Origin of the sequence: Sphingomonas phyllosphaerae, from assembly GCA_036946405.1 — a bacterium.
GTDB classification, from domain to species: Bacteria; Pseudomonadota; Alphaproteobacteria; order Sphingomonadales; family Sphingomonadaceae; genus Sphingomonas; species Sphingomonas phyllosphaerae_D.
Map to the genome: position 1 here is coordinate 410,372 of JAQIJC010000001.1, position 26,847 is coordinate 437,218.

At 62.2% G+C, this 26,847-nt stretch carries 24 protein-coding genes and 2 pseudogenes; 10 read left to right on the top strand and 16 right to left on the bottom strand.

The window, feature by feature from the left end:
* The first annotated feature begins 245 nt into the window (after positions 1-245).
* The 6 genes and pseudogenes from PGN12_01800 to PGN12_01825 all read left to right on the top strand — a co-directional run bounded on the left by PGN12_01800 (position 246) and on the right by PGN12_01825 (position 7,194).
* Entirely contained in the window at positions 246-1,403 is a 1,158-nt protein-coding gene (locus tag PGN12_01800; GenBank protein ID MEH3102626.1) for a S8 family serine peptidase, read from the top strand.
* Between the two features lie 35 nt (positions 1,404-1,438).
* Positions 1,439-2,692 (top strand): CHAT domain-containing protein, encoded by a 1,254-nt coding sequence (locus PGN12_01805; GenBank protein MEH3102627.1) that lies wholly within the window; start codon positions 1,439-1,441, stop codon positions 2,690-2,692.
* 234 nt (positions 2,693-2,926) lie between these two features.
* Positions 2,927-3,838 carry a hypothetical protein gene (locus tag PGN12_01810; protein ID MEH3102628.1) on the top strand — a complete coding sequence of 304 codons (912 nt, stop codon included), beginning with the start codon at positions 2,927-2,929 and terminating at the stop codon, positions 3,836-3,838.
* Positions 3,835-6,183 carry a hypothetical protein gene (locus PGN12_01815; protein MEH3102629.1) on the top strand — a complete coding sequence of 783 codons (2,349 nt, stop codon included), beginning with the start codon at positions 3,835-3,837 and terminating at the stop codon, positions 6,181-6,183. Before PGN12_01810 ends, PGN12_01815 begins: the two co-directional genes overlap by 4 nt.
* Positions 6,184-6,905: 722 nt before the next feature.
* Positions 6,906-7,024: pseudogene (locus tag PGN12_01820) on the top strand (transposase domain-containing protein).
* Between the two features lie 26 nt (positions 7,025-7,050).
* A pseudogene (locus tag PGN12_01825) lies at positions 7,051-7,194 on the top strand (integrase core domain-containing protein).
* A gap of 50 nt (positions 7,195-7,244) precedes the next feature.
* Here the strand turns inward: PGN12_01825 and PGN12_01830 are convergent.
* Positions 7,245-8,027, bottom strand: coding sequence for a S1/P1 nuclease (locus PGN12_01830; protein ID MEH3102630.1), 783 nt, complete (start codon positions 8,025-8,027; stop codon positions 7,245-7,247).
* 292 nt (positions 8,028-8,319) lie between these two features.
* Positions 8,320-9,222, bottom strand: coding sequence for an NAD(P)/FAD-dependent oxidoreductase (locus PGN12_01835; GenBank protein MEH3102631.1), 903 nt, complete (start codon positions 9,220-9,222; stop codon positions 8,320-8,322).
* A gap of 102 nt (positions 9,223-9,324) precedes the next feature.
* On the opposite strand from PGN12_01835, the gene PGN12_01840 reads away from it, so the two are divergent.
* On the top strand, positions 9,325-9,792 hold the full coding sequence (locus PGN12_01840; protein ID MEH3102632.1) for an Rrf2 family transcriptional regulator: 468 nt from the start codon (positions 9,325-9,327) through the stop codon (positions 9,790-9,792).
* Positions 9,793-9,994: 202 nt separating this feature from the next.
* On the opposite strand, the gene PGN12_01845 is transcribed toward PGN12_01840, so the two are convergent.
* The 3 genes from PGN12_01845 to PGN12_01855 form a co-directional block, all read right to left on the bottom strand.
* On the bottom strand, positions 9,995-10,165 hold the full coding sequence (locus PGN12_01845; GenBank protein MEH3102633.1) for a hypothetical protein: 171 nt from the start codon (positions 10,163-10,165) through the stop codon (positions 9,995-9,997).
* 501 nt (positions 10,166-10,666) lie between these two features.
* Positions 10,667-11,626, bottom strand: coding sequence for a hypothetical protein (locus PGN12_01850; GenBank protein ID MEH3102634.1), 960 nt, complete (start codon positions 11,624-11,626; stop codon positions 10,667-10,669).
* A gap of 579 nt (positions 11,627-12,205) precedes the next feature.
* Entirely contained in the window at positions 12,206-13,009 is an 804-nt protein-coding gene (locus tag PGN12_01855; protein ID MEH3102635.1) for a LysR family transcriptional regulator, read from the bottom strand.
* 654 nt (positions 13,010-13,663) lie between these two features.
* On the opposite strand from PGN12_01855, the gene PGN12_01860 reads away from it, so the two are divergent.
* Positions 13,664-15,937 (top strand): S8 family serine peptidase, encoded by a 2,274-nt coding sequence (locus PGN12_01860; GenBank protein MEH3102636.1) that lies wholly within the window; start codon positions 13,664-13,666, stop codon positions 15,935-15,937.
* Positions 15,934-17,022 (top strand): hypothetical protein, encoded by a 1,089-nt coding sequence (locus tag PGN12_01865; GenBank protein ID MEH3102637.1) that lies wholly within the window; start codon positions 15,934-15,936, stop codon positions 17,020-17,022. Before PGN12_01860 ends, PGN12_01865 begins: the two co-directional genes overlap by 4 nt.
* A gap of 168 nt (positions 17,023-17,190) precedes the next feature.
* Here the strand turns inward: PGN12_01865 and dcd are convergent, their stop codons facing one another.
* From dcd to PGN12_01890, 5 genes are all read right to left on the bottom strand, one after another.
* Positions 17,191-17,886: a dCTP deaminase gene (gene dcd, locus PGN12_01870; protein MEH3102638.1), complete on the bottom strand. Its 696-nt coding sequence runs from the start codon at positions 17,884-17,886 to the stop codon at positions 17,191-17,193.
* On the bottom strand, positions 17,879-19,060 hold the full coding sequence (locus PGN12_01875) for a hypothetical protein (protein MEH3102639.1): 1,182 nt from the start codon (positions 19,058-19,060) through the stop codon (positions 17,879-17,881). Before PGN12_01875 ends, dcd begins: the two co-directional genes overlap by 8 nt.
* Positions 19,061-19,067: 7 nt before the next feature.
* Positions 19,068-19,547, bottom strand: coding sequence for a hypothetical protein (locus PGN12_01880; GenBank protein ID MEH3102640.1), 480 nt, complete (start codon positions 19,545-19,547; stop codon positions 19,068-19,070).
* A gap of 25 nt (positions 19,548-19,572) precedes the next feature.
* Entirely contained in the window at positions 19,573-20,010 is a 438-nt protein-coding gene (locus PGN12_01885) for a hypothetical protein (GenBank protein MEH3102641.1), read from the bottom strand.
* 476 nt (positions 20,011-20,486) lie between these two features.
* Positions 20,487-21,788, bottom strand: coding sequence for an integrase arm-type DNA-binding domain-containing protein (locus PGN12_01890; protein ID MEH3102642.1), 1,302 nt, complete (start codon positions 21,786-21,788; stop codon positions 20,487-20,489).
* A 324-nt stretch (positions 21,789-22,112) separates the two neighbouring features.
* Here PGN12_01890 and PGN12_01895 point away from each other — a divergent pair, with 324 nt between their 5' ends.
* Positions 22,113-22,703: a ScaI family restriction endonuclease gene (locus PGN12_01895; GenBank protein ID MEH3102643.1), complete on the top strand. Its 591-nt coding sequence runs from the start codon at positions 22,113-22,115 to the stop codon at positions 22,701-22,703.
* Here PGN12_01895 and PGN12_01900 read toward each other — a convergent pair.
* The 6 genes from PGN12_01900 to PGN12_01925 all read right to left on the bottom strand — a co-directional run bounded on the left by PGN12_01900 (position 22,685) and on the right by PGN12_01925 (position 26,826).
* On the bottom strand, positions 22,685-23,512 hold the full coding sequence (locus PGN12_01900) for a site-specific DNA-methyltransferase (protein MEH3102644.1): 828 nt from the start codon (positions 23,510-23,512) through the stop codon (positions 22,685-22,687). The two genes, PGN12_01895 and PGN12_01900, sit on opposite strands and share 19 nt — an antisense overlap.
* A gap of 456 nt (positions 23,513-23,968) precedes the next feature.
* Positions 23,969-24,319 (bottom strand): hypothetical protein, encoded by a 351-nt coding sequence (locus PGN12_01905; GenBank protein MEH3102645.1) that lies wholly within the window; start codon positions 24,317-24,319, stop codon positions 23,969-23,971.
* Positions 24,316-24,699, bottom strand: a complete 384-nt coding sequence (locus PGN12_01910; protein ID MEH3102646.1) for a hypothetical protein — start codon at positions 24,697-24,699, stop codon at positions 24,316-24,318. Before PGN12_01910 ends, PGN12_01905 begins: the two co-directional genes overlap by 4 nt.
* Positions 24,696-25,079: a hypothetical protein gene (locus PGN12_01915; protein MEH3102647.1), complete on the bottom strand. Its 384-nt coding sequence runs from the start codon at positions 25,077-25,079 to the stop codon at positions 24,696-24,698. Before PGN12_01915 ends, PGN12_01910 begins: the two co-directional genes overlap by 4 nt.
* Positions 25,080-25,087: 8 nt before the next feature.
* Positions 25,088-25,486, bottom strand: coding sequence for a hypothetical protein (locus PGN12_01920; GenBank protein MEH3102648.1), 399 nt, complete (start codon positions 25,484-25,486; stop codon positions 25,088-25,090).
* 98 nt (positions 25,487-25,584) lie between these two features.
* Positions 25,585-26,826, bottom strand: coding sequence for an Arm DNA-binding domain-containing protein (locus PGN12_01925; GenBank protein MEH3102649.1), 1,242 nt, complete (start codon positions 26,824-26,826; stop codon positions 25,585-25,587).
* Positions 26,827-26,847 lie beyond the last annotated feature (21 nt).

The window sequence follows — 26,847 nt, forward strand, 5'->3', positions numbered from 1 at the left end:
ATCCTTTGAGTCCGCTCACGACGACGTTCCGCCGGAGATCATGTCGACAGGGCCCGACCCGGAGCATGTCCGCATCTTCAAGCAGATGCAGGCTTGCAGTCGCCACGGTCTCGTGGTCCCGGTTGGATGCGACTACATGTATCATGCAGCCGGAAAATTCAGGTCTTGCCGACTGACGACAATCGGCGCTCATTACCAGAAGCTCACCCAAGCGAAGCTGCTCTTACGAATCAGGGAGACAGGCCATGCGCAAGTACGTCATCGTTCGAAAACCTGACGCCACGCGGGGCGGCGGAGGATCTCGGGGGCTCGAGACGCTTGGAGTGGAACGGCCGAGCCCGATTGCCTACGAGCGACTTACGGAGCGGGATGCCGCCTCGATTGCTGCGGACCCCGAAGTGGAAGCCGTCGCTCCGGCCATGCCCACCAAGCTGATCCGGCCACTTGCCGCCGACGGTTCCCTGACGACCCAGGCTTGGGGTTTGGATGCTGTTGGTGCCCGACTTTCCGGATTCACCGGACAGGGAGTCACGGTTGCGATCCTCGACACTGGGATCGACGCCTCCCATCCGGCCTTCAAGGATATGGAGCTCGAACAACGGGACTTCAGCGGCGATGGCGACGGTGACAGGCAGGGCCACGGCACCCACTGCGCGGGAACGGTCTTCGGTCGTGATGTAGATGGAATTCGCATTGGAGTTGCACCCGGGATTCAACGCGCGCTCATCGGAAAGGTCCTTGGTGACACCGGCGGCGGCGATGCGGAGATGATCTTGGACGGGATCAACTGGGCGCTGTCGCGAGGAGCTAACGTCATATCGATGTCGCTGGGTTTTGACTTTCCTGGAATGGTCGCCAGTTGGCTCAAGGAAGACTGGCCTCCCGAACTGGCCACCTCCAATGCGCTTGAGGCCTTCAGAGTAAACCTGCGCGCTTTCGACGCCGTGATGAATTTGACGAAGGCTCGCGGCGGGCTTGGTGGTGGGGCGTTGATCGTAGCCGCGTCGGGAAATGAGAGCCGCCGCCAGGATCATCCCAACTGGCGCATCGCAGCGTCGCTTCCGGCAGCCGCGGACGACGTAATCTCAGTCGCGGCGGTCGGTCAGGATGGCGACCGTCTTTCGGTGGCGAGCTTCTCCAACAGCAGGGCGCTGGTCAGCGCTCCTGGAGTGGACATCGTCTCCGCTCGAGCAGGAGGTGGCCTGATCGCGCTCAGCGGCACGAGCATGGCGTGTCCCCACGTGGCTGGCGTGGCTGCATTATGGTGGGAGGCGATCCAAAGGGGTGGAAGGACGCCATCTCCCACGAACGTTCGCGCGGCACTTATCGACAAGGCCCTTCGAGACGAACTAGAGGACTACGCGGAGATCGATTTCGGGCAAGGCCTCGTCTCTGCTCCATGAGCAGCAGCTAGTCAGACCTAAGAGGATCGGATGACGTGGGATCGGAACGGTATCGACGGGAACTTGCCACACTGACGAAGAACATCGGCAAGCTCCGTTCCGAGATCGCCAAGCATGAGGAGAAGGTTCTCGCTGCTCGCTCCAGAGTCGCGAGACTTCGCGCGTCCGAACAGCGGACGTCCTCGAAGGCAACCAAGGACAGCTATCGTCGGCAAGCCGATACGGATGACAAGAAAGCTGCCGCCGTGGAGAGGGTCATCGGTACGCTAACAGCCAATCTCGCAGAATTGCTTACCAAGCAGGGACAAAAGGAAGAGAGCCTTCGGATTGCCGAGCGGACGGAGCAGAAGATACGTGATCGCGACGCGGACGCACTCGCCCGCAAGGAGAAGGCAGCGGAGATGGCTCGCGAAAGGGCCGAGAAAACGCGACAGGCCAATGAGAAGGCGTTGCAGCGGAGACAGGATCGCGAGAATCTCCGGAGGCGACGAACAGACTTGGAGCACGCTCGAGAGATAGGTCGACTTTCAAGCAAAACCGTCCGTCACATCCTCGTTCGTCCTCCCGAACCGGATTTGCTCCGGATCCTTTACCTGACCGCTAGTCCCGTCACCCATGGGCTTGAGCACTTGCGCGTCGATGTGGAGGTCAATCATGTGTTGAAAGCTTTGCGTTCCGCCAAGCACGCAAGGCTCATCGACTTTCAGCACCGTCCCGCCGCCACGGTGCAGGATCTCACCGATGGGCTCAACGACGTGCGACCGCACGTGGTCCACTTTTCCGGTCACGCCGGCGATGGCCTTCTATTCGACCGGGCCGATTGCCAAGGAGCCGCCGACCAGCTCCTGCGGTACGAAGCCGTGGCAAACCTGCTGGAGGCTACGGATCAGAGACCGAAGCTCGTAGTATTAAACGCCTGCGACACGGTGCGCGGGGTCGAGCGTCTGCTCGAGGTCGCACCTGTAGTGATCGCTACGAGCGACGCAATTGGCGATGCTGCTTCAACGATTTTCGCCGTCAACTTCTACGCCGCTATAGCAGCTGCTCAGAGCATCGGCCATGCCGCGGATCAGGCTCGCGAGATGGTGGCCTCCGCGCTGCAGTTGGGCCGCGATATGCTCACCGTCGCGACGGCAGAAGGCGTGGACGCCAGAGCAGTCACACTGATCCGACCCGCAGATAAGCCGCGATGCAAGTCGAGGAAACTTTCGACTGCGATCCTGCTGACTGACACGTTTCTCAAGGGCGACAATGGGCTCTCTGAGGTGCAAGAGGTGAAGAGGTTTTGAGGATGGAAGTCGATTCGCAGGAGAGTTTCGCTGGTCGCTAGGAGTGCGATCCAGCTATATCGCCGCCGCAGTCCCGAGCCTGCAATGATGCGACGAAAGAGGAAAACGGCGATCGTAAATCACCTATCTCTCTGAACTCCGTGCTGGGGCCCCTGATACGTAGGGTGATCACGTTCAAAATCTCACTTCTCAGACCACCCATGTCCTTCAATGTTTCCGACATAGGCTCAATAAATGGACACGTCCAAATCTATCGACATCGATCAAAAACGCGGACTCTGCGGCGTCAAGCCGCACATCTGGGCGCAATCGGGTGAGTTTCCTCTCCGACTTCTTTCTGATCGTCACTTCGAAATTCTCTGCCGCGACCTTCTCAAAGTCCAGGCAGAGGAAACCAATCTCTATGACGAAGTCATGCTGCTTCCTTCCGGATCAGACAAGGGCCGAGACATTCTGCTGCTGGGCCCGAACGGCACTCACGCGATCGTACAATGCAAGCGGTTGGCGACGAACCTCTCGAAGGATCAGATCCTCGGCGAGATAATTAAGTTCGGCCTGCATGCAGTAAGGGACTGCAGTATTTTCCCAATCGGCGAGAAACCAGAATACCGCTTTTGGACTGCAACAGGCATCTCCAAGGCGGCCGCAAAGCTCTTCGAATCCGAACATGCATGGCATGAGGCCCTCAGCAGCGGAGGGCGCGCGCTGATAAATGCCACACGCAACAAGTACGTAGCGCTGTCATCTTCCGGATCGCCGCCAACCGATGAGGCTGAAAATCAGCAAGCACTCAAATTGGCGGCCCTCCTTCGTCCCGTGCACGTAGGTGCCGAACAGATAAACCTTCTCCTCTCGCGACATGGGGATGTACGTCGGCTTCACTTCCGTAGCCCCGAAGACGGGCCTCAACGGGCCACCACGAGAGAAGTGGAGACCTTGCTGACCTCTCGGCGAGAGCGGGTTCTGAGGAAGTTGGCCGCGCACAACGATCCCTACGTGCCGCGAGAGGGCCTGCAGGAAGCGTTCGACGATTTCCTTCAATCTGAATGCCGCGGCTTCTCGCTGATCGGTGCCTCCGGCCAAGGCAAGTCCAGTTGGGCATGCAAAGTCCTGACGGATCCCCCTCCCACTACGCAGTGGAAGTGATCCTCGTCTCCGATATTGCTGAAACCGATCAGCACGTGGGCTCCACATTGGCCCGGCAGCTCATGGCCGAGCGAATGCGATCGGTGCCCACCTACGATATCGGGCAGTCAGTGCTGGATTGGCTCGATGCAGACAATCGCATCATCGTTGTCGATGGCCTCGACCGCGCCGGAGCTAAAGTCCGCCCGAAACTGGCGGAATGGATCGACAACACCATCAATTTGCTCAGGGGAACGACGAATAAACTGGTTCTTACCTCTCGCCCGGAAAGCTGGAATCTGCTCGCCAGGCGCTCAAGCGAACTGCTCGGAGAGATTTATTTAAACTCGGGTGAGGGGCAACCTATTCCTGTCAGCGTCAGACTGGGGCAGATCACTTTAAAGGAGAGAGCCGGGCTCTATCAGGCGTACGGCATAGAGCCGAGCCGGCAACCAGGTCGTGCACTCACCGCTCCATCGCTGATCCGGCAGCTCGCTCACCTACAAGCGGGTCGGCAAGGCGAGACCATCTCGCGAGCGGATATTCTGGAGAAGGAACTGGCGGCGCTGAGAATCGAGCTGGAAGATGCAGACGTCGGCGAATCCGCGGTGCCACTGCTGCTCGCTCGACTGCAGGAACAGCTGGCGGAGACGGGTGAGGGATGGATCGAGCTCAAAAGACTGATCGCCGAACCCGGCAACCTTCAGCCAGCAGTAGATTACCTCCTGCGCCGCAATCTGGCGTCGCTCTCAACAACCGCTTGCGACATCCGTCTCGAGCCCGACGACGTCATCGAGGCGATGATGGCCAAAGGTCTCGACGTGTCCAAGGCTATCTCGCACCTGACAGCCGGCCGTCGGCATCCTCTCCTCATGGGAGCCATGTCTCTCATGGTGGCAGGCATTGAAGAGGCCTCCCTTGACGGCGCGAGATCAGTGATCAAGCAGATCCTTGATTCACAAAAATCCACAAACTTGCGATTGAACATAATTTTCAGGTTGGCGACCGACCTCCGAAACTTCTCCACAGTTCGATCCATAATGGAGTCCGAATTATTAAAATTCAAAAGATCGAACCATTTGACTTACGGATGCGAAATTGAAGACTTCTTTGGCGAAAGCACTGCCCCCGTAGCCGACCTCCTTGAGATAATCTGGATTCTCATTGATGGTGAGGATGCTAAGGATTGGCGCAGCCTGTATTGGTTTGAACCCAAGTATCCTGGCCGCTTGATCACACCGGTGACGCGGGCCCTGACGGGCATGGTCAAGCGCTCGCCGACAGCCGCCCTGCCCTTCCTGCTCGAACGTTCCCGGTCGGATAGCACTCTGCAAGTCGAAGCGGCAACTTTCCTCCTCCGCGAAGCCGCTTTGCTAGCACCCTTGGAGACGCTTCGCGCCTCATATGCGCACTCGCGCAGCTTCGGCCCGGTCATGTTCAAGCAGATCATGATGTCGATACCGGGACCGGCGCTCGAGTTCCTCGCCTTTGAGGAAGTCGGAGACATGAACCGTAGGAATGTTGCCGAGTGGGCCTACTTCCTCTCGATGGGCAGCAGGCCAACGGAGCGACCAGGCAGCGTCGATCCTGCGGTAATCGTCAAGGCATTGGATGCCCTGCTTGACGGTCCCTGGAGGGATGACGAGCGGGTCATCCTCCTCATCGGGCGGCTTTCGGCGAGGGCGGACGACGATTTAAGATGCGACCTCATCAGTCGCTGGGACGCCGTACCGCCTGCCCAATTCTGGGAAGCGTTCCGTGTCGCTGGAGAGGGACGAATGGCTCTCTTGGAGCGCTTCATGTTCGTATCGCACGATCAGAGACGGCACGAAGCGGCTCTGAATCCATTTTCACCAGGCCCGCTCGCTAATGGCGAATTGGACGCGATTGTCGACCTCCTTCGCCGATATCGCCTGTTGGGGGTCGAGCAGGAGGTGCTTGTGGCCAAGGCGGTCGAATGGCTGCTGTTCGCGGAGGAATTGCGCTCCTCTGGCCGTGAGGCGATGGACGAACTGGCGATGGAGATCGCGAACTCGGTTAACGGTGAAGCGCGCCTACAACTGATCTACTATGCTGCTGGCGCATCTTCCGGAGCGATGCCTGCTATCCGGAGACGCAGGGAAGCGCTTCTTGTCGCGCTCGTCGCCATTGAAGATGGCTCGAATCTTCGCGAGCTCTTGTTGAAGCTCGCGGAGGTACACCGCATACGGCCCGAACACGTACGGCATGGCATGAAGCTCGTAGCTTCGCTCGGCTGGGACCGGGTTGAGGCTGAGCTGCAGGAGATCGAACTTCTGCCGTTCGTCACCGATTACCTCGAACGATTACGCGATCATCATGCTTATAAACCGGCCGATGGGACGTAGTCGCATGATCTTCCTGGATCGCTCCAGTGCGGCTCGGTGGTAAAGCTTCGATATTCCAATCGATCGTATATGATCATGTCTCTGGTGAAGACTTCGCAACGAGCTGCGCCTAGCGCTACGATCGTGAGAGTGGCGCTAAGAACGACTGGGAGTTTCGACAATAGATGCGCCTCCGGCGCGAAGCTGCTGCGGAATCTACATTAAATGCTACCGAAGGAGTTTGCGGCGGCACACTGGGCTACGCGTTGCAAACATCCCTTTGAGCCGGACATGCTCGCAGTTTACTTCGCTCAGAGGCTCGGTAGGCTCGTCGAGGCTGCGCTTATCGGCTATGATGGTATGCGTCCGGCCTAAGCCATCGCAGCCGAAAAGCAGCCCTTCCGCAGTCATTTAACCTCAAACGCCCGATGGAGTGCCAGAACCCGCTGTCGCTAACGTCTGCAATTTGGCCCAGACTTTAACAATGTCGCTCGCGGCACTCCTGCCGGGCAACAGCCGATCGGCCCATGCGCGAGCAGACACGCCGAGGCGCGGTGATCTCATTTGGAAAGTCGTACTATGGCTAAGAACGCACCGACCGCACCAGCGGCTGCGACGAACACAGACAGGAAGAGATCGCCGATCAGGTCGATAGGCTCTGTCATATCGTCGCATTGTGGTCGGCAATGAACGCGCTGCGCGCCTTTGCTCTGGGCAGACCAAACTGGACCTTTGCCAGTGACGACTGTGGTGTGAGCGCGCCGCGGCCATGTACACGCTGCTGAAAACCTGCCGGCTCAACGCGGTGAATCGGCAGGAGTGGCTTGCCGACGTGCTTGATCGCATCGGAAAGGGTCATCCCCTCAAGCGCGACTATGTCCGGGGAAACCTGCGCCCGACGCTCGAACCGTCATCGAGCACCTGCCTGCCTGGCTGGATCACTACAACGAGGTCAACCCGCACAAGGCGCTGGGCTACCGGTCGCCCCGCGAGTCCATCAACCAAATTCGCGACGCCCCGTCAGGCATTTAGGGGGCAACAACATCGATCGTCTCAAGTGTCGGCTTGTGGGCGAAAGCCGATCAACGCAGCAGATTGTTAAGGTACGTCGCCAGCCGCACGCCGCCTTTCTCCAGCTGCAGCTCCAGCCGCGGTGTGTTGTCGTAGACGTAGCGATAGCTGAGCGCCGTGTCGCCGGCCGGCGGGTATATCTGATCGCGGACCGCGACATTGTCGGCCAGCCACACCGCCGGATCGGCCGACGACCACGCCTTCAAGTCGGCGGGGGTGATGCGCGCGTTCAGCCACGTCGACAGCTCCCAGAATGACAGCTGCTCGTCGTCGACCAGCAGCGAATCCCAGACGCTGTGCAGGTTGGTCGGCTTCCCGAACCACGTCACCTTGCGGCCGTTGCCGCCGCGATCGGTGCCGTTGCCGCTGTGGAGCGGCTGCGCGAGATCGCCGCAGATATGGATGATGAAGCGCAACGCCATGCGCTTATTCTCGGCCGACTCCTTGCGGTCGCGCAGCGTGGCGCTGAACCGCTTCAGCGCGGTGACCGCGTCGCCCTCCGCCGGCGCCCCGACCTCGGCATAGATCTTGCCGGCTGGGATGGTCACGTAATGCCATGCGCTGGCGGTATTCTGCCAGAACGGCGCGGGATCAGACTTCATGAAGTCGGGCCAGTTCGACGCCTCGGCCATCGTTTCGGTGCCGAGGATGCGCTTCACCGCGGCGCGCGCCTTGCTGCTAAGATGCGCGTCGGCGATCTGGCCGACGACGCGGTGGCCGGTTTTCCCCCACGCAAAGGCGGGGGAGGGCGAAAGGGCGCCGGCGGCGGCGCAGAAGGCCAAGAAAGTACGCATGCCGCGCGCTTGACGCGCCAAGGTGGCGCTTTCGTGTCCGTTCTTTCGATAGTCCTCTCGTCGAGCTATCCGCGCGCTTGCGGGTACACCGCGAGTATTATGGGGAATGTGGGGCGATCGGCGCAGAGGCAGAGCGGGGACCGGGGCGGAGGATGTCTCCGCCTCAATGTCCAGCATAGATGGAAGCGGAGCAAAGGCTCCGAAAGGAGGGCGGCTGGTGCCGCCGCGACCAGCTTCCCCCTTCCTCAAGAAGACCTGAGATTCAGGAACCCTGTCGCTGGACAGATAGCGCCTATGGTGCCGCAGCGCGCACGGCCGCCTGATGTGCCCCGACGCCGGCCAAGACGCCAGCGGCAGAGGCAAGCGTGGCATTGTGCATTGGCATGGCCGCATCACCCGCCGCCCAGACGCCGGGTACCGTGGTGGCGCCCCATTGGTCGACCTTGACGTAGGGGCCGGTAGGCCCACCCTCGTGCGCGCACCCGAGTAGGTCCGCGAGCGGCGACGCGGGTCTGGTGTGCGGTGCCGTAAATACAGCCGCCAACTGTACGAAGCGTCCATCGGCCAGCCGCACGCCGCTCAATGCGGGTGCCTCGCCAAGCAGCTCGACGACGGGTGTTCGCTCGACGATGATGCCCCGCGCGGTTAGGGCCTGGAGATCAGCTGCCTCCGGCTCGAACTCGCCCTGCGTGAAATAGGTGGTCGGCCCCCAATCGGGAACGAGGATGGCTTGATGAGCCGACAGGGGATGGGACGCAATGACGCCGAGTGGATGATCGCTCATCTCGTATCCGTGGCAATAGGGGCAATGAAGCACGGTTGCGCCCCACCGCTCCCTCATCCCGGCGATTGTCGGCAATTCGTCGGCCACACCGGTCGCCAGAACAAGGCGTCGGGCGAGGCGCTCGCCGCCCGTGCCAAGCCCGACCGCAAAGCCATCCTTGATCGCCGAAGCGCTGCCAGCCTCGCCGGTCAGGATCTCCACTGTGGGGTAGCGGAGGAGCTGGCTCTTGGCATCCCGCATGATTGCAAAAGGAGCGCGTCCGTCCTGCCCTAGAAAGCCGTGCGCTGCGTCGGCGAAGCGATTGCGGGGCAACGCGGCGTCGATCACCAAAACATGCTGGCGTGCACGCGCGAGTTGGAGCGCTGCTGACAGGCCCGCGAAGCTGCCACCAACCACGATAACGTCGTACATCAACCATCCTCATGTAATCTCGGGTGTTACATAAAGCCCGTATCCGATATTGCAACATCGCAGGTTACATGACACCTTGGCTATGACGGAGAATGAGCGGTCATGGACGCGCGCCTATCGAGAATGCTGCACTTGCTCATCCACATGGGCAGGATGGAGGGACCGCTGACGTCGGAGGCTGCGGCAATGATGCTCGGGACCAACCCCGTGGTCGTGCGCCGGACCATGGCAGGGCTGCGTGAGGTCGGCATCGTCAGCTCGACCAGGGGGCATGGCGGCGGATGGTCGCTGACCCGTGCTCTTGACGATCTTACCATGCTCGACGTGCATCAAGCGCTGGGCGAGAACCGCATCTTCGCGCTGGGTCCCGCCGATCCTAACGCAACCTGCCTAGTAGAACAGGCCGTCAACGGCTCTCTGGAGAGCGCACTGCGCGAGGCTGAGGCCTTGCTATTCCGACGTCTGTCCGAGGTGACCCTGGCGGACATCGCGGCGGACTTCGACCACCGCCTGGCGGAAATGGCGCCAGAAGAGCTCGCAATGCGAGGGCACGGCGTGTCTACCACCTAGCGGGTTAGGTTTACCTCAATCGACTTCGAGGCCGGGCGAAAGAAACGAAGGGTTGCTCCGCCTGGCTGTCCGAAAAGTCCAAGATTGGTGAAAAGCTGCCAGTTGCAAATCGTGCGTTTACGAACTTTGCGAGATAAGCTTAATCGAAAATCGATATCCATGCGCCTGACATTCGTTAAGCGCGTCGTTCCGCCGATGAAAACTAACTTGTTTGATGATCTGATTCCAGCCGAGCCAGCTCGCGCATCGACGGCAACGTGTTGTAAGAAGACGGAAAGGAGCCAATAATGCGCTTGACCCCATTGTCGCTGGTGCCGGTGACGATCTGCTTGGCTTTTTCTGAGAATGCGACAGCAAGCCAGCGAACGATCACGCTGATTTGCAGGATTGAAACGGTCGAGCATCTCAATTGCGGTGGAGGCCTTCGTCCACCGAACGCTGCGCCACCAGACTGCAGCAACTTTATCGCCGACCGATTACTCGGAATCCGAACCAAGACGATACTAGTCCCTTTGCGTAACTTCCGCAACGATGGATCGGTTTACTACATCGAAGACGGTGCGATTATCGAGGGTGACCGGCGGCGAATTCTTTATCGCTCGATCCCAAATCTTTATACGGACGCGGCCGGGTCGTCGAACGACACAGGTAGCTGCAAGACCGCACGGTCTCGACGCTGAGGGACCGACGATCGCTTGCACAGCGCAGTTGCAGAGATGCTGCCACATTGTTGTTCGGCAGCAGGGCAGCGTTGGTTATCAGGCAGCGACGGTCATCTAGAGAACAAGGGAACCAACGGTCGGTGCGGCACGCATCGTGTTAATGCATCACATACTCGACGAATGTCCGCGGTTGGGCGAAAGCGGCCATGTCGCTATGTTCGGCCAAAAACCCCGACAGCATCTGCAACCCGCCAACGGTACCAAATGCCATCTCTCACAAGATGCAGCACATCGCCCCTACCCGTGAGCAGCGCCGGTCGCTCCCAAATGAAATGCTCGACAAGCGTCGAGTGCTCATGCCCTGTTGAAATACGCTCGACGAGTGGCAACCGCCAAGAAGCAAGCATCCCCACCTCTTCACCTTGACCGTCGCCACCCAACTCAACCAGCGCAAGCCGCGCGGCGTCGTCTCCGTAACCGCCCGCTAGCAATGCGTAGCGGCCGTCCGTAGCAATTGCATTCACTCCAGACAGTTCGTTGCGCCACCATCGGGCTGGTTGGCCGGGACGTAGGTAAAGGAGCGGAAATTCCGTGTAGGGGCACACCCACGCCCCATCCTCAGTTACCGTCATCGCATAAACATCGGCCAGGAACCCGACATCCTCTGGCACTGGCCCGACCGGCAGCGTCGCGCCATCTGCGGCAAAGCAGGCCGCAACCATCGCCGTCCGATCGATAGTTTCTGGGAAGCGGTCCATGTTGCCGAGGATGCCCTCGTCGAACCAACCAACCCAAATACGGTCCGCAAGATCGACGGCTAGGTACTCGATAGCGTCGCCGAGATGGATGCGTGCGAGCAACGTACCATCAGGCGCGAAAAACCGACCGTTGGGCTCGTCGTGCCCATTCGTGGCGGCGATCAACCAGCGACCGTCCGGAAACCTGGCGAGTGCGAGCGAGGGGCTTTCGAGCGGCACAGTCGGGCCGACATGGAGCGCCTTGCCGTCAAACCGCCATAGGCGGGCGGTACCACGGGCCGCCACCGCTTGCGGCCGCTCCGTCAAGTCAGCCACAACCGGTTCGGTCTCCTGCCGCCGCACCCGCGCCCAAGCGCCTGAGAGATCGACATCGGTGGCCATTAGGCCGAGAGATCCGTCCGGCAGCACTGCCATCGTTACGAGCTGCCAACCAGCGAGCAACGGCGGGAGCCGCGCGAGTGAGTGAGGAAGGTTTGTCGCTTGCACTAGGTAACGATTGAGCGCTTTGTGGAGCGGCGGCAAGGGGCAGTCTGGCGGAAGGTTCTTTCCAGTGACCGCCGGGCGGTACATCCGATAGTTGGCGTCAGCAGAATGTCTGCTTTCGGGCCCGAGGTCCATTCCTCCGGGTGACCGCTAAGGGGCGACAACGATAGAGCTGCTTTTAAAGCTGTGCGGTTCACCCCGAACGCATACCACTTTCTTGGACTTTATGACGAACTCAGCGAATATGCACCTCCAAACGACAACGGCAGCGCATCCTCGTTGGCCCGTTTTGACCGAAACGGGCGCTCTGCGATCTTCACGTCCGGGGACGAAGCATCCACAGGCGGGCCTGAACGTCATCGAGGCGCTAAACACCAGACTGGTGCTGAGAATCAACGCATAGACCGTCCTACTGGATAGCTCCAGATTGATAGGCCCATGCAGGAATGCATCAAGCGGCCAGAGGCGGCCGGCCGCTCCTGCAAGTCGAATTTGGTCGAATTGACGTTCTCAATTGACGACGCTCAACAGCAGATCCAGCAGTCGTCTAGCGGCGGGCGATGCGTCCTTGCTGCACCAGGCGAACATGTCATGGTATTCCGGATCCCGGGCGGCCGGCACTCTAACCAACCTTCCTTCATAGCACGCCGAGGAAACGACGTAGTCGGGCAGCATGGCCAAGCCGAGACCCGCGGCAGCCGCAACGGCCACCGCATTCAAGTCTGGCAATTCTAACGTAGGAACGGGCACTGCCCCTTTGATCCCGATGACGATCCGTCGATCGACGTTACCGAGCCTCTCCGTCTCGGCACGTTCGCGCAGATAGTCTGGCGATGCGCATAGAACCGTCGCCGTTCGGAAGATGACCCTGGCATCTTGTTGCTCTATGGCCGCGATGTGAATGTCCGCCCTCTCCGGGCTCTCCGCAGAGCCACCGTCGACCATGCGGATGGCAGGCACTCCGGGGATTGAGCCGAGACGACTGAGCGCCGGTACCAGTTTATAGGCGATGACCGCTTGGTCCGCGAGTACGGTGACGCTTTCAATGGCCTCTCCAGGCTTCACCGATGCATCCAGTTCGTCGAGGGCAGCGAGCAACACGCGGGCGCGTCGAGCGTATTCCAGCCCCACGATCGTTGGTTCAAGTCGACGGTTCGTCCGATCAACTAGGGATGCCCCAAGGCGCCGCTCGAGATCGGTGAGACGACGGCTCACGGCGGATTTGGCTATGCCAAGCCGGACGGCGGCCGCGTTGATCCCGCCGGCGTCGAGTATGGCGAGATATGTGCTCAGGTCTTCGAATTTGTCAGGCACGGCGCATCCGGACGGAGCGGCGTCATGCCCCCTCGTGAATCCGATGTTAGCATCCGATGATCGATGAGCGCCAGTCGGAGATCGACTGCCGAGGCGCAGCCGTCTGAATGGCCAGTCGCTGTCCGTTTCGCAGCCATACGCCTTGGCATCGTGCCTTGCTCGAACAGCGCGATAAGGCCGACTGCGAACTCCCGATAGCGAATTGCCTTTCAACGGAAGCTCGATGGCTTGATGAACCAACCGCATGACTTCCTTCGCGAAACCGAGCTTGTCTGCCGTAGACCTTCCGACGTCGATGGCGCCTAGGCCGACTTTGGCGGGCGACGCTTTGCTTCGGGGCGACCGACGAATGCTATCGGTTGAATATGTCGCGTTGGCCTGTTCAAGAATGCTAGGGCGAGATGGACGAAGATGATGACGCCATCGCGGTTCGTGCTTTCACGCGGAAAACCCTTTCGCCGAGCCATGTGTTCAAAGGCAGGAGATCCGTCCTGAAAGATGCGGGACGCCCGACCAGATGGAAGGCAAAGAAGACCCAATTTTACCGGAAAAATCTCTCGCAAATCTTCTAATCTCACTGGCAGCCGGCTAGGTTTTGTCCGACTCGAGAGCATGCGCAGGTGATGAGCCGCTCGGCAGATATCGGGGGATGGCATGCGGTACATCGTGAAGGTCTATACGCTCACCGAGGACGAAGAGCGGACGGTCGGGGCCGCCGTATCGTCGGGTATGCTCCGAGACGCCGAGAGGCTTAGCGGTTTCACGCAGGGAACGACCAACGACAAAGGGCTCGCCTATCTGGTGGAGCGCGGTCTCAGCGCGTTATCGGTCGAAGAGATCGCGGGTGGGGGCGGAATCGGCCAGACGGTCAGGAACTTTGCCGCTAAGGCCTTGTCCCCCCTAGGAATCGGCCCCTTCGGGTCGATGACTGAGGATTTCGAGATCGAACGTGCTGATGGTAGGCAGAACTACCTCCTGGCCCGCGTAGCCGGAGCCCTCACCCCAAGCCGACTGGATCGACTCAGAGACGCCGGCGTGCAGATCGTGGAGCGGCGTCAGGGAGACACGTACGTCATCAAGGCCTTGTCTAGTGCGACGTTGAAGGCCTTGGATTTCGTGAGCGACGTGCGCACCTACGGTGCCGGCGAGACCATGGTCGGACCGGCCTTCGAAAGCCCGCTGCCCAAGCCTCTTAGGGAATTCGAAGCTTTGACCCATGCGGATGTGGACACGAGTACGGTCGTTGGGGCGATCGCGAGCCTCGGTGCGAAGATCACTTCGACCGACGACCGTTCAGTCAGGTTCGCGCTTGGAACGGCTGACTTGGACAAGGTCGCCGATCTGCCGGACGTGGCGCAACTGCAGGAGACGTCATCTCCGAGGATTTTGAACGACGCGGCCCAGGCGCTCGTTGGCTTGAGTTCAGGCACGGCATCTACCCCGCTCCCGGGCCTGAATGGAGCAGGGCAGATCGTCGGGGTGGCCGATACGGGAGTGGACGAAACCCACGCCGACCTGATTGGCGTGGTGGTGGGCTTCGAGGATCTGGGGCGCCGGATGGATCACAGTGATCCGAACGGCCACGGCACGCATGTGACGGGCACAATCGCTGGTTCGGGTTCGGCCTCGGGCGGTAGACTGCGCGGTGCGGCACCGGGAGCGAAGATATACTTCCAGTCCCTGCTTGACGCGAATGGTCGGTTGGGTGGTCTTCCTCCGGACATCGGCACTCTCTTCTCGACCGCCTACGACAAGGGTGTCCGCATCCACAACAACAGTTGGGGAGCATTCCTCGAGGCCCGCTACGGCTCCAATGCCGTTCAGGTCGATCGCTTCATCCATGGACATCAGGATTTCCTCGCCGTGATCGCTGCGGGGAACAGCGGGCGGTGCGCGAGCGCAGATGCCGAAATCAAGAACTCGACTGCCGGCTTCGTCGAATATCCGTCCATTGCGACACCTGCCTCCGCGAAGAACGGGCTCACCGTGGGCGCGAGCCGCAGCGATCGAGAGCAAGGCGGCTACTCCCGGATGACCTGGAGAGCGATGTGGGGCACCGATTTCCCGGATGACCCGATTGGAAGCGAGACGGTGTCCGGGAATTCGGAAGCGCTTGCTGGCTTCAGCAGCAGAGGTCCGGTCGATAACGACGTGATCAAACCCGATCTCGTCGCGCCGGGGACGGACGTGGCTTCGACCCGGTCGTCGACCGCGCCGCTTCGGAATTTCTGGGGCGCATATCCAAGCAACGCCGCATATGCGTTCATGGGCGGGACCAGCATGGCTGCTCCGCTCGTCGCAGGGGCGGCGGCACTCGTCCGCCAGTACTACGAGCAGCGGAGAGACCATCGACCTTCGGCCGCTCTGGTCAAAGCTACGCTCATCAACGGCACGACCAGGCTCACCCATGTCGATGCGACCGCCGCGCCGGACGGCGATCCGAACTACCATCAGGGGTTCGGCAAACTAGACATGGCACGAGCCCTTCCACTCGACGACGATCCGCATCGACGGCTCGAGTATGTGGACACCCTGTCCGAGTCCGCTCTCGACTTCCGAGAGACCGGTGAGCGGCGAACGTGGACGTTGCAGATGGCTGAGCCCGGAGAGATCCGCCTCTGCCTCGCTTGGACCGATTTCCCGGCCAGCGGCCTTCAGAACGGCATTCTGCTGTTCCTCGACGAAATCGGAACTCCGCGCAAGTGGGTCTCGAACCAGCGCGTGCCACAAGCCGTGAGGTTCCCGACACTGATCAAATCCGGCGTGATCGTGTCCCGCGATCCGAAGAACAACGTTCAGGTGATCCGCGTTCCCGACCTCCTCGTCGGTGAGTACGTCGTCAGCGTGATCGCGTCGAACATCCTTTTTCCCCCTCAGACATTCGCGCTCGTCGCCACCGGGCCGATCGCACGCATGGCGTTGCGATGAGACTTCATGCGATCAAGGCAGAGGAGGGTGACTGCCTGCTGCTGGAGTCCGGAGAAGCCGAGCCGGTTTGGATGCTGATCGATGGAGGCCCCGCAGGCACTTGGGACGCAGTTGCGGGAACCTACGTCCGCGAAATCGTCGGCCATGACGGTTCGCTGGACGTTGTCGCGGTCAGCCACGTAGATGCCGATCACATCATTGGAATCTTGGATCTGCTGGCCGATGTCGAAAGGGATCGCGCTGACGGTGCCGCATCAATGAGGATTGCCGATCTCTGGCACAATTCATTTTCCGAGACCGTCGACGATGCCACCGGAAGCATCGGCAAGGGGCTTCAGGCGATCCTCGACGTCGCCGGGGCTCAGCAGTTCTCCATGCCGGAATCGGCCATTAGCTTGTTCGGCATCGCCGAAGGTGCCCGTCTGCGGCGAAGTGCCACACGGCTCGGCATTCCAATCAACGCCGCCTTCGGCGGCGCCGTGATATCGCCGAGTTCGCTCGACGACCCCGTACGCAACGTAGGATCGATGAGGGTCACTGTCGTCGGTCCCACCGCGAAGAACCTGGATCAGCTTCGGACGGCCTGGCTGGCTTGGCTCGCAAAGCATGGCGACCGCCTTGCTGACATGGAGGCTTTGGCAAACGCCGACAGGAGCGTGCCGAACCTGAGCAGCATCGTGCTCCTCGTCGAGGAGGGTTCCAGACGCATGCTGCTCACCGGCGATGCGCGTGGCGATCACATTCTGCAGGGTCTCGACGCCGGCGGGCTGTTGACGGAGGGCGCGATACACCTCGATGTCCTGAAGCTTCCTCATCACGGCAGCGACAGGAACATCGACCGGACATTCTTCGACAAGGTCACGGCCGACGTGTACGTGATCTCGGCGAACGGCAAGCACGGCAATCCGGATGAGGCGACCCTGACTTGGCTGGTGGAGGCCTCAAGGGAGCAGGGTCGTCGACCGAAGATACTCGTGACGCATGCTTCGCCATCGTTGGATGCGTTCCGCGCCTCCCGTCCCCCGGAGGTTTGGGGGTACGAGCTGCTTGTGGCCGAGGGATCTTCGCACGTCATCCTTCTATGATCGTCGAAGCGTCACAAATGTACGACACCACTTTCAGCACCGATGCGAGAAGACACGATCGCTGGCGGCGCGTTTGACCTTGCCGTGCCTACGATGCTCGATTGTGGAAGGCGCTGCGTGATTGGCGGCTTGAATTTCTCTCGTGCACGCCCCTTAAAGCCTTGCCTCTCAAGGCAGAAGACCCTTGGGCTTTTGATCCGCTTCGGCAAGGTCTGCCGTATCCTCCTCGCGTGTGTCCCGCCCGCCACCGTCGAACTCGGCACGTAGCTTCTCGAATATCGGATCGCGGGACGGAAGTTTGATGGAAGGCTTCCGTTGACCGGAGAAGTCGCCAAGGTTGCGCTGGCCGCCCCCTTGCGTGGCATGTAGGAAGATCTGACAGATGGTCATGCCCGGCGACAGGGTAAGCGGGACCTCTCCGCAGTTCGCGAGCTCAAGCGTTAGGCATCCGGTGAAGTTGGGGTGGATGCCCGCAGCTGTCTCTATGATGAGGCCATGCCGCCCTAGAGAGGATTTTCCGGTCACGTAGCCGGACAGCGTCGGAGGCAGGGAGAGCCACTCCAGCGTCACGCCGAGTACGAAACGGCCCGGGTGGAGGACGAATGGCTGTCCGAAGGGTACGAAATGCTGCTTCGTGCCTATGCCGGCCCTATCCTGCGCTGTCGCCTCTTCTTCATGCCAAAGCGAGAAGTTGTTCGTCTGGTTCTGCTTGAAACTTTTGAACCATCTGCCGAGCCGCAGGTCGACTGACGTGGCAGCCCGTCCGCGCAGGCTGGCGAGATCAGGTTTCGGCACGATCGACAGCCGATTGCTGTTGCCCGGCTCCAAGTGGAGCTTCGCCTGGATCTCCTCTGCACTAAGCATCGGTCTGGGTCCGTTCCCGGTACTCGGCCACCTCGATCGACTTCAGCATAAGGTCGTTGAGCACCCTAAGCCGATCACGGTCCTCCGCCTTCGCCAAGCCGCCGGCACTTAGCAGGTTTCGCCACCCCGCGATCACGATCTCCGCGACCGAAGCTCGCCCGTCGTAAGGCTCGTTCCGCTTGAACGCCTCCATGACCGCGGTGACCATGGGCTCGTTCGGAAGCTGCACGCCGTCAGCCTGCATCTTCTCGAACAGCATGCTACGGATCTGAGGTGCGAGTTCGTCCACGACTTCAGAAACAATCTCGTACATGCGGGGGTGTTCTGGATGAGCGGAAGTTTTCCTCCATCGATCGGTGAAATCCCTCTCCAGCGGGATGTCCCATGTGTGGGCGGCTTCGCAGAGGATCCGTACGCGACGCTCATCCGATGGATAGTCCAGGGTGGCGACGGCCGCTCCCGGCGCAACCAGATAGTCGTAGGCGTGGAGGTAGGCCGTGCCGAAGAGGTAGAGCCCGAAAAGATCGCAGAATACCTCCTCGACTTGCTTCATGGTGGAAACCGCGCAACGCTCCGTGATCACTCGACCACCTAGCTCATCTAGCTTGAGTTCCTCGAGGAGTTTTCTGCGCACGTCCGGCTGTCGCTCGAGTGCAGCGTCGATCGTCGGGTTGAGAGCCTTGGCGACGGCGGTTGAGATTTCTTTGAAATGCCGCCACGCGCTGTGTCCGATCTCGTGCCCGGCCAACGGGGCGACGAGAGCGTTTGAAGACTCCGAGGCCGGCGTGCCGATGATCACGAAATCCGGCAGCAGGTCGAAGTTCATCGGCCATGTAAAGGGTGTGTATGTCCACTCCGAGGACACCAGAACGCGCACGTGCCTTCCAATGGCGCTTCTCACCATCTGAGCGAGGGCATAGTGAAGTTCGAAGGGATTGCGGACGTTGGTCGAGCGGAGGATCAGTCCGAGTATCACGATTGCCTTGCCGACCTGCGCGGTGACGTGGACGCAGACGCCATCGATCAGGCCAGGGGACATGTCGGCCTCGGTATCCTCGATCTCGTCCGCCAGCCCTCTGAAATGCTGATCGATCAGGCTGAGGGCTTCGACACCGTCTTCGTGAGGGAAGCCGTAGTTCTGGAGCTCCGAGATCTGCTCCCGAAATGACGCCAATCGGCGCTTAGCTGACGAGAGCCGAAGTCTCGACTGTTCCTGGGGGTCCAAATCTCGCCTCCGCGGCCGGTCGGCCTACGAACTCCTCATGCAACTGGACGCAGAAATCCACAAGCGCGCTTGCTCGATCTCCGACCCCGCTTCCGTCGGCAAGGTCGTTCAGATTGCCGACAGCCCATTCCAGCATGTTTCCGATCTCGGCATCCTGCATCGGGTGCGTCACGACGCCGTTGATGCTCAATCGTGTGAACGACTCATAGTAACCGGGACGAAGTGCCGCCGCGCGCTCTGCAGACGCGGGGAAGCTGGTCTGACGTAGCGCAACTGCCAGACGCCGCAGAGGTTCGGGACTGAACCTGCCGTTCTTGCGCGCCTTCTCGAGCTGCAGCGCCGAACGCAGCGCGAGATCGCCGATCACGAACTTGGTCAGAAGCGGCTCGTCGCCCTTGGTCTGCACAGCGCCTTCTCCCCGATCCACCAGAACCACATTCTAATCCAATCGCATTCCCGACTCAACGTGAGTCGAGGCCTACTTCGCCCGCGAGCCAACGCTCTTCCAGCTCCAGACGTACCAGAACGCGACAAAAACCCGACGGATTGAGCCCGCCGGACCCATCCCTCAGAACTCCGGACGCACGCTCATAGACGTCATTGCTTACGAAGTGTGCCGTGATTTTTCCCGGTCCGCTCGTCGTTCGTCTGGATATCTCCTGGATCCGCTGCTCGGACAGGCCGACTCGGCCGGCTCTGAGCAACAGTAGAACGAGGAGCGACGAGGCGTCGATCCCCGCGACGCGGGCATAGGTGTGGAAGTTCTGAGCCTCCTGTTCGGGCATGTACGCGGTTACCTGCCTGCGCATTGACGTCTCACCGTCTGTCATACCGCCCCCGATCCGATGTCGGGGCGACATCTCCGCCGCTTCGCTCGCGACTGCCTTGTCTCCGGGCATGTTGTTGCACCTCGTTAATCGCCATCGACGAGCCATTTGCCGCCCGTACATCAGAAGGACGTCGATCGCTCATCCCGAGACACGATGTCGTGAGATGCGCAGCGTCGTTCCGACTATGGTGCCAAAGGCCTTTGGCCATCGGCAGCCGTCGGCGGGTTGGAGCTTCAATTTTCATTCCACTTCAGCTCCACTCTCTTGCCTGACCCCCTCGGGAGCGCGATGCAAGGTATCAACTTGCCTCGAATCTCGAAGTTTCTGTTGACCGTGACGACCAGCACCTTGCCGAGATGCGTTCGGGATTGGGGACGATGACGTCGCGCCCTTGTCGGGAGTGATCGTCTTGACCTGGGCGAGGTCGTTGCCGATCCGCCATCCGGCCCCTGTGCATGTTTCGGCGGAGTTCAATCGCGCCACAGCTCGCTGATGTCACGTAGACCTGAAGATGAAGCCCAGTGACCTCGTGGTAGCTCTGATCGTCACGGAAAAGGTACGCCATGCGCCTTCATTATACGATCGAGGCGCTTCTCCCATTTGGTCAGCGCCTGACGCTTCTCCTTGGCGTATTTGTAAAGCCAGTACGTACCAGCCACCCCGGAGAGCGTCCCGGACACGTGATTCAGCACGGCCTCTGCGTAGGCTATGGGCAGTTCCATCTCGCCGCACATGGTCGAGAAGGTGCGCCTTGCGTCGTGTCGCACCCATGGAGAGAACACGCCGAACTCACGCCACTCGTCAGAGCGTAATGCGGTGGCGATCAGGGTGTCGGTCTCAACCTTCGACTTGCTGAACCCTGAAATCGGCGTGCGCCCGTTGGAGGTGAGAAGCAGACCATGCCGCCGACTCGGATCAGGCTCGATGGTCGTGAGCAACGCCTCCAGGACGGGTGCGATCGGCACGAGGTGTTCGAGCTTGTTCTTCGTCCGTCCGCCCGGAATGATCCACTCCTTGCGGACCAGGTCAACCTCCTCCCAACGTATGCCGGCGACCTCGCGGAGCCGCTGCCCGGTAAGGATCAGGATGCGCATCAGCATGGCAAACTGCCAAGCGAGGCTAGGGAGGATCGACCAGAGCAGCGCGAGCTCCCACTCGGCGAGAACACGTGTGCGCCTCTCCTCCCTGAACGGCTTCTTCAGACCGAACATGGGCGAGGTGTCCAGGCCGTCATGCTCGATGCCCCACATGATCGCGGCGTTCAGCCACTTGTGCGCTTTGTTGGCGGCGGCCTTGCTGCGCAGACCGATCGCCGAGCGCATGTCCTTGCAGTCCTGCTTCGTGATTTCGCGCATTGACCGTCCTTTGAAGAACGGCCGCAGGTCACGGTCGAACGTTCCTTCGATGTCCTTGAGGCTTCGCAGAGCGTTGGCCCTCACGTGCCGATCAAGGTAGCGGTCGACGAAGACATCGAACTCGTAGTGCTTCTCCGCCAGCGCCGCCCTTTCCCCAGCGGCAGCCGCCTCCCGCTTGGCGGCGATCGGATCCTCGCCGCGATGGACGCGCTCGAGAAGCGTCCGCGCCTCCTCTCGGGCAGCGTCCGGAGACCACGGCGAGCCGTACTTCCCGATGGTGTAGGTCTGCGTCTTCGCACCCGCCACCTTCATCCGGTACTGCACAACGAAGACGACTGTGCCGTTCGGGTTGACGCGGATCCCGAACCCCTTCAACTGGCGGTCCCAGAGCACCCGCCGCCCCTCCTTTGGTGAAGGGAAATCAAGCTCGTTGATCAGCCTCTTGCTGATTGCAACCGGCCCGGCGGCCGGGCTGCGTATCGCTGTTTTCATGGTTCGTCCTGGCAATCTTCTGGCAAGCAGCCGGGTCGAAACCGGCACCTACCGAGGGAAACAGGACATCCATCTAAATGACCGAAAACCGCAGGAAAACCCAACCAAAGTAACATAGGGACATGCAGAGAAACGCTGTTTCTTTTTTTGGTAAGGCTGAGGTCGTGAGTTCAATCCTCACCGGCAGCACCATTTTCTTCCAGAAGATCAGTCAGTTTGTGGAGCCGCCACGCCGGGCGGCTCTCCCCGGGGTAGCGCCCCGGGTAGCTTCACACTTCACGCTCGACGTGCCATGCACCTCCCCTAAACGTGGAGGTCGCGACAGTGCCGAGTCCGTACGCGGGGATCGCCCCGGAGCTTTGGGAACAGCGAACCCGCGACTTAATCGCGGCTCACCCGCTGGACACCGGCGAGATAGTCGATGTGGTTCAGACCTGCTGGGCCGACATCTTCGAATCCCGTCTGGGCGGCAAGTTCCGCATCGGGCACGACATCGAGCCTAAGCCGCAGATCATGGGCTTTCTGCTCCACGAGCTCATTCCGCTGGAGCTACAGTCGCGCCACGCGGGCGAGTGGAGGCCCGAGAAGGCGAAGGATGACAAGGACCTAGTCTACGTGCCTGACCCCTCACTTTCCGTCGAGCTGAAGACCTCGTCCCACCCATCTCAGATATTCGGCAACCGGAGCTACGCTCAGCCGCAAACCGGCGCGGGCAAGAGCAAAGATGGGTACTACCTGACGGTCAACTTCGAGAAGTTCGGTGCCTCGGGCTTGCCGCGCCTCACGCTCATAAGGTTCGGTTGGCTCGACCACACGGATTGGATCGGACAAGCGGCGGCCACGGGCCAACAGGCGCGAGTGCGTCCGGAGAGCGACCGCGCGAAGCTGCTCAGGCTCTACAGCAATGCCGCCTGAGCCATCGCGGCGTGGAGGCGCGCCGCGGCCATGTCGACGTACTCGCCGTTGAGCTCGAAACCGACTGCCGTCCGACCCGCGCGGACCGCTGCCTCCGCAAGGGAGCCGGAGCCGAGGAACGGGTCCAGCACCACGTCACCCGGGTTGCTCGACGCTCGTATGATACGGTTGACAACCGCCGTCGGGAATTGCGCCGGGTGAGCCGTTCGCTCCTTCGAGGAGCGGTCGCGGCCGGAAGTGACCTTCGGTATCTGCCATACGTCCGATGGATTCTTCCCGAGTGGGTTGCACCGGAGCTTCCCGTTCTTCCGCTGGTTGGGGTATTTGACGTCGGGGTCACGGACGTCGTCTAGGTTGAAGGTGTAGTTCTCCGGGTCCTTCACGTACCACAGGAACTTCTCGTTACGAGGCGAGAACGAGCGCTTGGCCGAGACTCCGGCTCCGTAATTCCAGATAACCTCTTGGATGAGGAAGAAGGGGACCCTGTCCCAAAGCAGGTAGGGGATTGGGATAGCCTTGGCGCGATCCGGAAGGGCGAGGTAGCCGAGGTTGAGCCAGAACGCACCACCGGGCGCCGTAGCGTTGTGGATCAGCTCCACCCACTTCTCGCACCAGTCGAGGTACTCGTCGACCGCCCGCACCTGCTCGTATGACTTGCCGATATTGTAAGGAGGCGAGGTCACGGTCAGCGGGACTGTTCCCCGCGGCAGGCTGGATAGGAGGTCGACGCAGTCGCCCTGATAAATGGCCCAACCGGGACCAGCTCGGTCCGGCTTCCCCAAAGCTGATGTCAACGCTTCAAGATTCATTCACTCGCCCGCGACCGGTATGTTTAATGATCCGCGTCTAGCCGAGCGAGCGTCAGAACTAAAGTGGAACAGCCCACCGCAGCTAAACGGCGTAGGGGCTCGCGTCCGCCGATCTCGCCCGGCACGGCTCGCACATGCGGTTGCCGGGGCCGTGACTGTCGAAGACGCGGCGGCAGCGGATGCAGGACCGCCGCGTCGTGGGCCGGGGTGCCCCATCTGTGTCGCGGAGGTCGCGCGACACCAGCGCCGAGCGCTTGCCCGGGCGGGCTGCCCGAGCGGCCCCGGCCCAGCAGCCCGAGGAGACCGGGGCGAGCCCCGCGCGGACGCGCTCGGCCCTGCGCTCGGCCGCGCTCAGCATGTTCACGCGCACCCCCGGGTGAGCGAGGGCCCCCGCCCGGGCGCGGGCATCGGCGAGGATGGCCTGCGCGGCCGCCTCGCGCTCCGCCCGCTCGTCGCTCACGCGCTGCCCGCGGGCGGCAGCTCCGCGACGGCCTGCGCGAAGCCCAGCGCGAGCGCCTGCCCCCGGGTCGCGCGCCGCCGGGCGGCGTGACTGGACGCTGGCCCACGCAGGGCGTCGACCCACACCGTGCGGCCGCGCTCGCTGGCGCCGAGAAAGCCGAAGAACGCGGCGAGCTCGGCGCCAGGGAGGCCGTACAGGCTGGCGAAGGCGAGGCAGGTCTCGACCGTCGGCCAGCCGTTGTCGCGGGTCAGCCGGGCGTGTTCGAGGCAGGCCCGGTGCGCGGCGCGCTCAACTGGCCCGAACAGCGCGCCGTACCCAGCCGTCAGCGTCTCGGCGTCGAGCCTCACGCCGCGGCGCCGTGCCGCTTGCGGACCGACGAGCCGTAAGCCGCGGCGTTCGCCGCCTCGTAGCCGTTGGTCAGGTCGCGCATCTCGGCGTCGGTCGTGAGGTTGCGGGCGAGGGCCTGCTCGGGCGTCACGCCCTGCTCCTTCGCCAGCGCGTCGGCGCGCTTGAGCAGCGCGGTCTCGTAGTCGTCGCGGCTGTGCGTCGGCTGCTCGCCGCGGGTCACGGCCGAGGCGCTCTTGAGGATGGTCTCGTAGGTCACGTCTTCTTCTCCTGCTCGCTTCATGAGGACCGAGACCGCGCCGACTTGCGCCGGGCGGTCGACCGAGCTGATCTCCCTGAGGCTGAGGTTGCGGACGCGGTGGCGCTTCTTCGGGATGGTCATTGGCTGGCCTCCTTGATCGAGGTGACGTTGCCCGAGGCCGCGGCGTGCAGGTCGAGCCCGGAGGTGTGGATCACGAAGTCAATGAAGGGCATGGCCTGCGTCGGCGCGACCTTCACGCCCAGCAGGCGGGCGAGGTGCGGCGCCTCGGCTGCGACCTCCTTCGCCGCGGTGAACTGGAACATGCGGTCGCGCGACCGGCGAAGCTCGTTCAGCTCGGCCTGCTCGTGCTGGACGTCCGACTTGTAGAATCGGTCGTTGGCGGCCTTGAGTGCGTCGAGCGCGGCCTCGGCCTCGCGGATGGCGGCGACGAAGTCGCGGGCGGCGCGCTCGCGTTGCGGCACGGCGTCGACGCGATCCCTCTCGGTCCGGCGGCGCTTCAATGAACCGATCATGCTGACTCCTCCTCGAATTGCGGCGCGGCGCCGTGCGATGGATCCACGCGGTCGCGGACCTCCTGCACCAGCCGGGCGGCCTGTTGCGGGTCGAAGCCCGCGCCCATCAGCTCGGCGGTGCGGGCGAGCCAGAAGGCGGGGTCGAATGGTGCGGCGATGCGCTCCCGCTCGGCGCGGGCGACGTCGAGCCGGTCCTGCATCGTCTCGGGCTCGCGGCCGCCGTCGAGCAGCGCGTCGAGGCGCTCAAGGCGCTCGGCGGTACCGTCGGCGCGGTTGCGGGTGTCGAGGTCCGGGTGGCGCAGCAGCGCGAGCCGCAACCGGCGGCGGGCGTCGGCGCCCATCAGGCGGAGCCCGACGAGGAAGGCGAAGTGGTCGAGGGCGGCGTCAGGCGTCATCAGCCGGGGTCCCCTCGACTATCTTGAGCTCGGGCGGGCGGAAGGTGCCGACCAGCCGCATGGCGACGGACGTGACGGCATCGCCTAGCAGGCCGACGTCAACGTCGTGGGTGACGCGCTTGTTGACGTTGAGAGCGGCGGCGTCGCGGTAAGCGGGCAGCAGGGCGCGGGCGCGCAATTCGAGGAGGCGGTCGCTGTACCGGCGGACGGTGCCGACGATCTGCTCTTTGTAACGGCCTCCGAACACGGGCTCGTCGACGCCCTCGGTCGACCGGCGGTAAATCTCGTACTCGACCTCGGCCCGCGCGGTCTCGACGGCCGCGCCCCACGCCAAGGCGAACTCGGGGTCGCGCTGGCGCTCGTCGGCGAAGGTCGAAAGGCAACCCGTCGGGCTGTCGGTGTGCGGCGATGCCGCGCGGGCGGCGCGGTTCGCTATGCCGTGGCGGGCGAGCTCGGCGATGAAGGCCGCCTTGCGCTCGGCGCTGAGGGGGATGCGCCTCGACGTCGGTCCAGCGCTCGGCCGTCCCGCCGATGTAGAGCGGCTCGTCGAGCCGCCATAGCGCCTGATAACCGCCGCCCGAGAACACCACGACCGACGGCGAGGGCGAGAAGTCGTTCAGCGACTTGAGGATGCGGGCCTGTTCGCTCGCCACGTCCTCGCCCTTGCGCGGGTCGACGTCGACGTGGAGGAAGACGAGCGCCTCGCCCTTGTCGGTGACGAGGTCGTCGAGCAGATCGTGAACCTCGGCGCGAGTGATCGTCTCGATCAGCCGGTCTCGCCACAGCGGCAGCGCGTTGTCGGCGATGATGCGCTCGGCCGCGACCCGTCCGAGCTTGCCGTTGGGTCCCTTCGGCTTCGCCTTGCCTTCATGGGCGGCGGCGAGCGCGGCCGCCCGGTCCTTCGCGAAGCGCCCCTCCTTCGTGTTCTGCTTGACGTGTAGGTCGACGAACCGCTCGAAGACGGCCGCGAACGTCCGCACCTTGCGCTGGGCGAGCTCCTCGCCGCGCTGCGCAGCCGGGTCGACGCCCCGGTCCGCCGCGTCGAGTGCCGCGCGGGCCTTCTCCCGTGCCTTCTCAAGGCTCACCAGTGGGTAGGCGCCGAGCGTCATGCGCTTCATGGCCCCCCGGGTCTCGCCGTCGCCCGCCCCGGCGACGCGGTAGAGCAGCGACCAGCTCTTCGCGCCCTTGTCGCTGACCCGGATACGGAGCTCGCGGACGATGGTGTCACCTATCTCGACGCGCTTGCCCGCCGGGGCGGTGAGCTTCTCGACCCGCTTGTCCGTCAGCCGTTCCCGGGCCGACTGATGCCCAACCTTGACCGTCCCCGCTGCCGTCGCCATGCCAATCCTCCTCGCTACCCG

Bases quoted from the DNA above. Each gene is read 5' to 3' on its own strand.
- PGN12_01800 (MEH3102626.1), top strand. From the start codon at position 246: ATGCGCAAGTACGTCATCGTTCGAAAACCTGACGCCACGCGGGGCGGC.
- PGN12_01810 (MEH3102628.1), top strand. From the start codon at position 2,927: ATGGACACGTCCAAATCTATCGACATCGATCAAAAACGCGGACTCTGC.
- PGN12_01830 (MEH3102630.1), bottom strand. From the start codon at position 8,027: ATGCGTACTTTCTTGGCCTTCTGCGCCGCCGCCGGCGCCCTTTCGCCC.
- PGN12_01835 (MEH3102631.1), bottom strand. From the start codon at position 9,222: ATGTACGACGTTATCGTGGTTGGTGGCAGCTTCGCGGGCCTGTCAGCA.
- PGN12_01840 (MEH3102632.1), top strand. From the start codon at position 9,325: ATGGACGCGCGCCTATCGAGAATGCTGCACTTGCTCATCCACATGGGC.
- PGN12_01850 (MEH3102634.1), bottom strand. From the start codon at position 11,626: ATGGCAGTGCTGCCGGACGGATCTCTCGGCCTAATGGCCACCGATGTC.
- PGN12_01860 (MEH3102636.1), top strand. From the start codon at position 13,664: ATGCGGTACATCGTGAAGGTCTATACGCTCACCGAGGACGAAGAGCGG.
- PGN12_01865 (MEH3102637.1), top strand. From the start codon at position 15,934: ATGAGACTTCATGCGATCAAGGCAGAGGAGGGTGACTGCCTGCTGCTG.
- dcd (MEH3102638.1), bottom strand. From the start codon at position 17,886: ATGCTTAGTGCAGAGGAGATCCAGGCGAAGCTCCACTTGGAGCCGGGC.
- PGN12_01885 (MEH3102641.1), bottom strand. From the start codon at position 20,010: ATGCCCGGAGACAAGGCAGTCGCGAGCGAAGCGGCGGAGATGTCGCCC.
- PGN12_01890 (MEH3102642.1), bottom strand. From the start codon at position 21,788: ATGAAAACAGCGATACGCAGCCCGGCCGCCGGGCCGGTTGCAATCAGC.
- PGN12_01900 (MEH3102644.1), bottom strand. From the start codon at position 23,512: ATGAATCTTGAAGCGTTGACATCAGCTTTGGGGAAGCCGGACCGAGCT.
- PGN12_01910 (MEH3102646.1), bottom strand. From the start codon at position 24,699: ATGACCATCCCGAAGAAGCGCCACCGCGTCCGCAACCTCAGCCTCAGG.
- PGN12_01920 (MEH3102648.1), bottom strand. From the start codon at position 25,486: ATGACGCCTGACGCCGCCCTCGACCACTTCGCCTTCCTCGTCGGGCTC.
- PGN12_01925 (MEH3102649.1), bottom strand. From the start codon at position 26,826: ATGGCGACGGCAGCGGGGACGGTCAAGGTTGGGCATCAGTCGGCCCGG.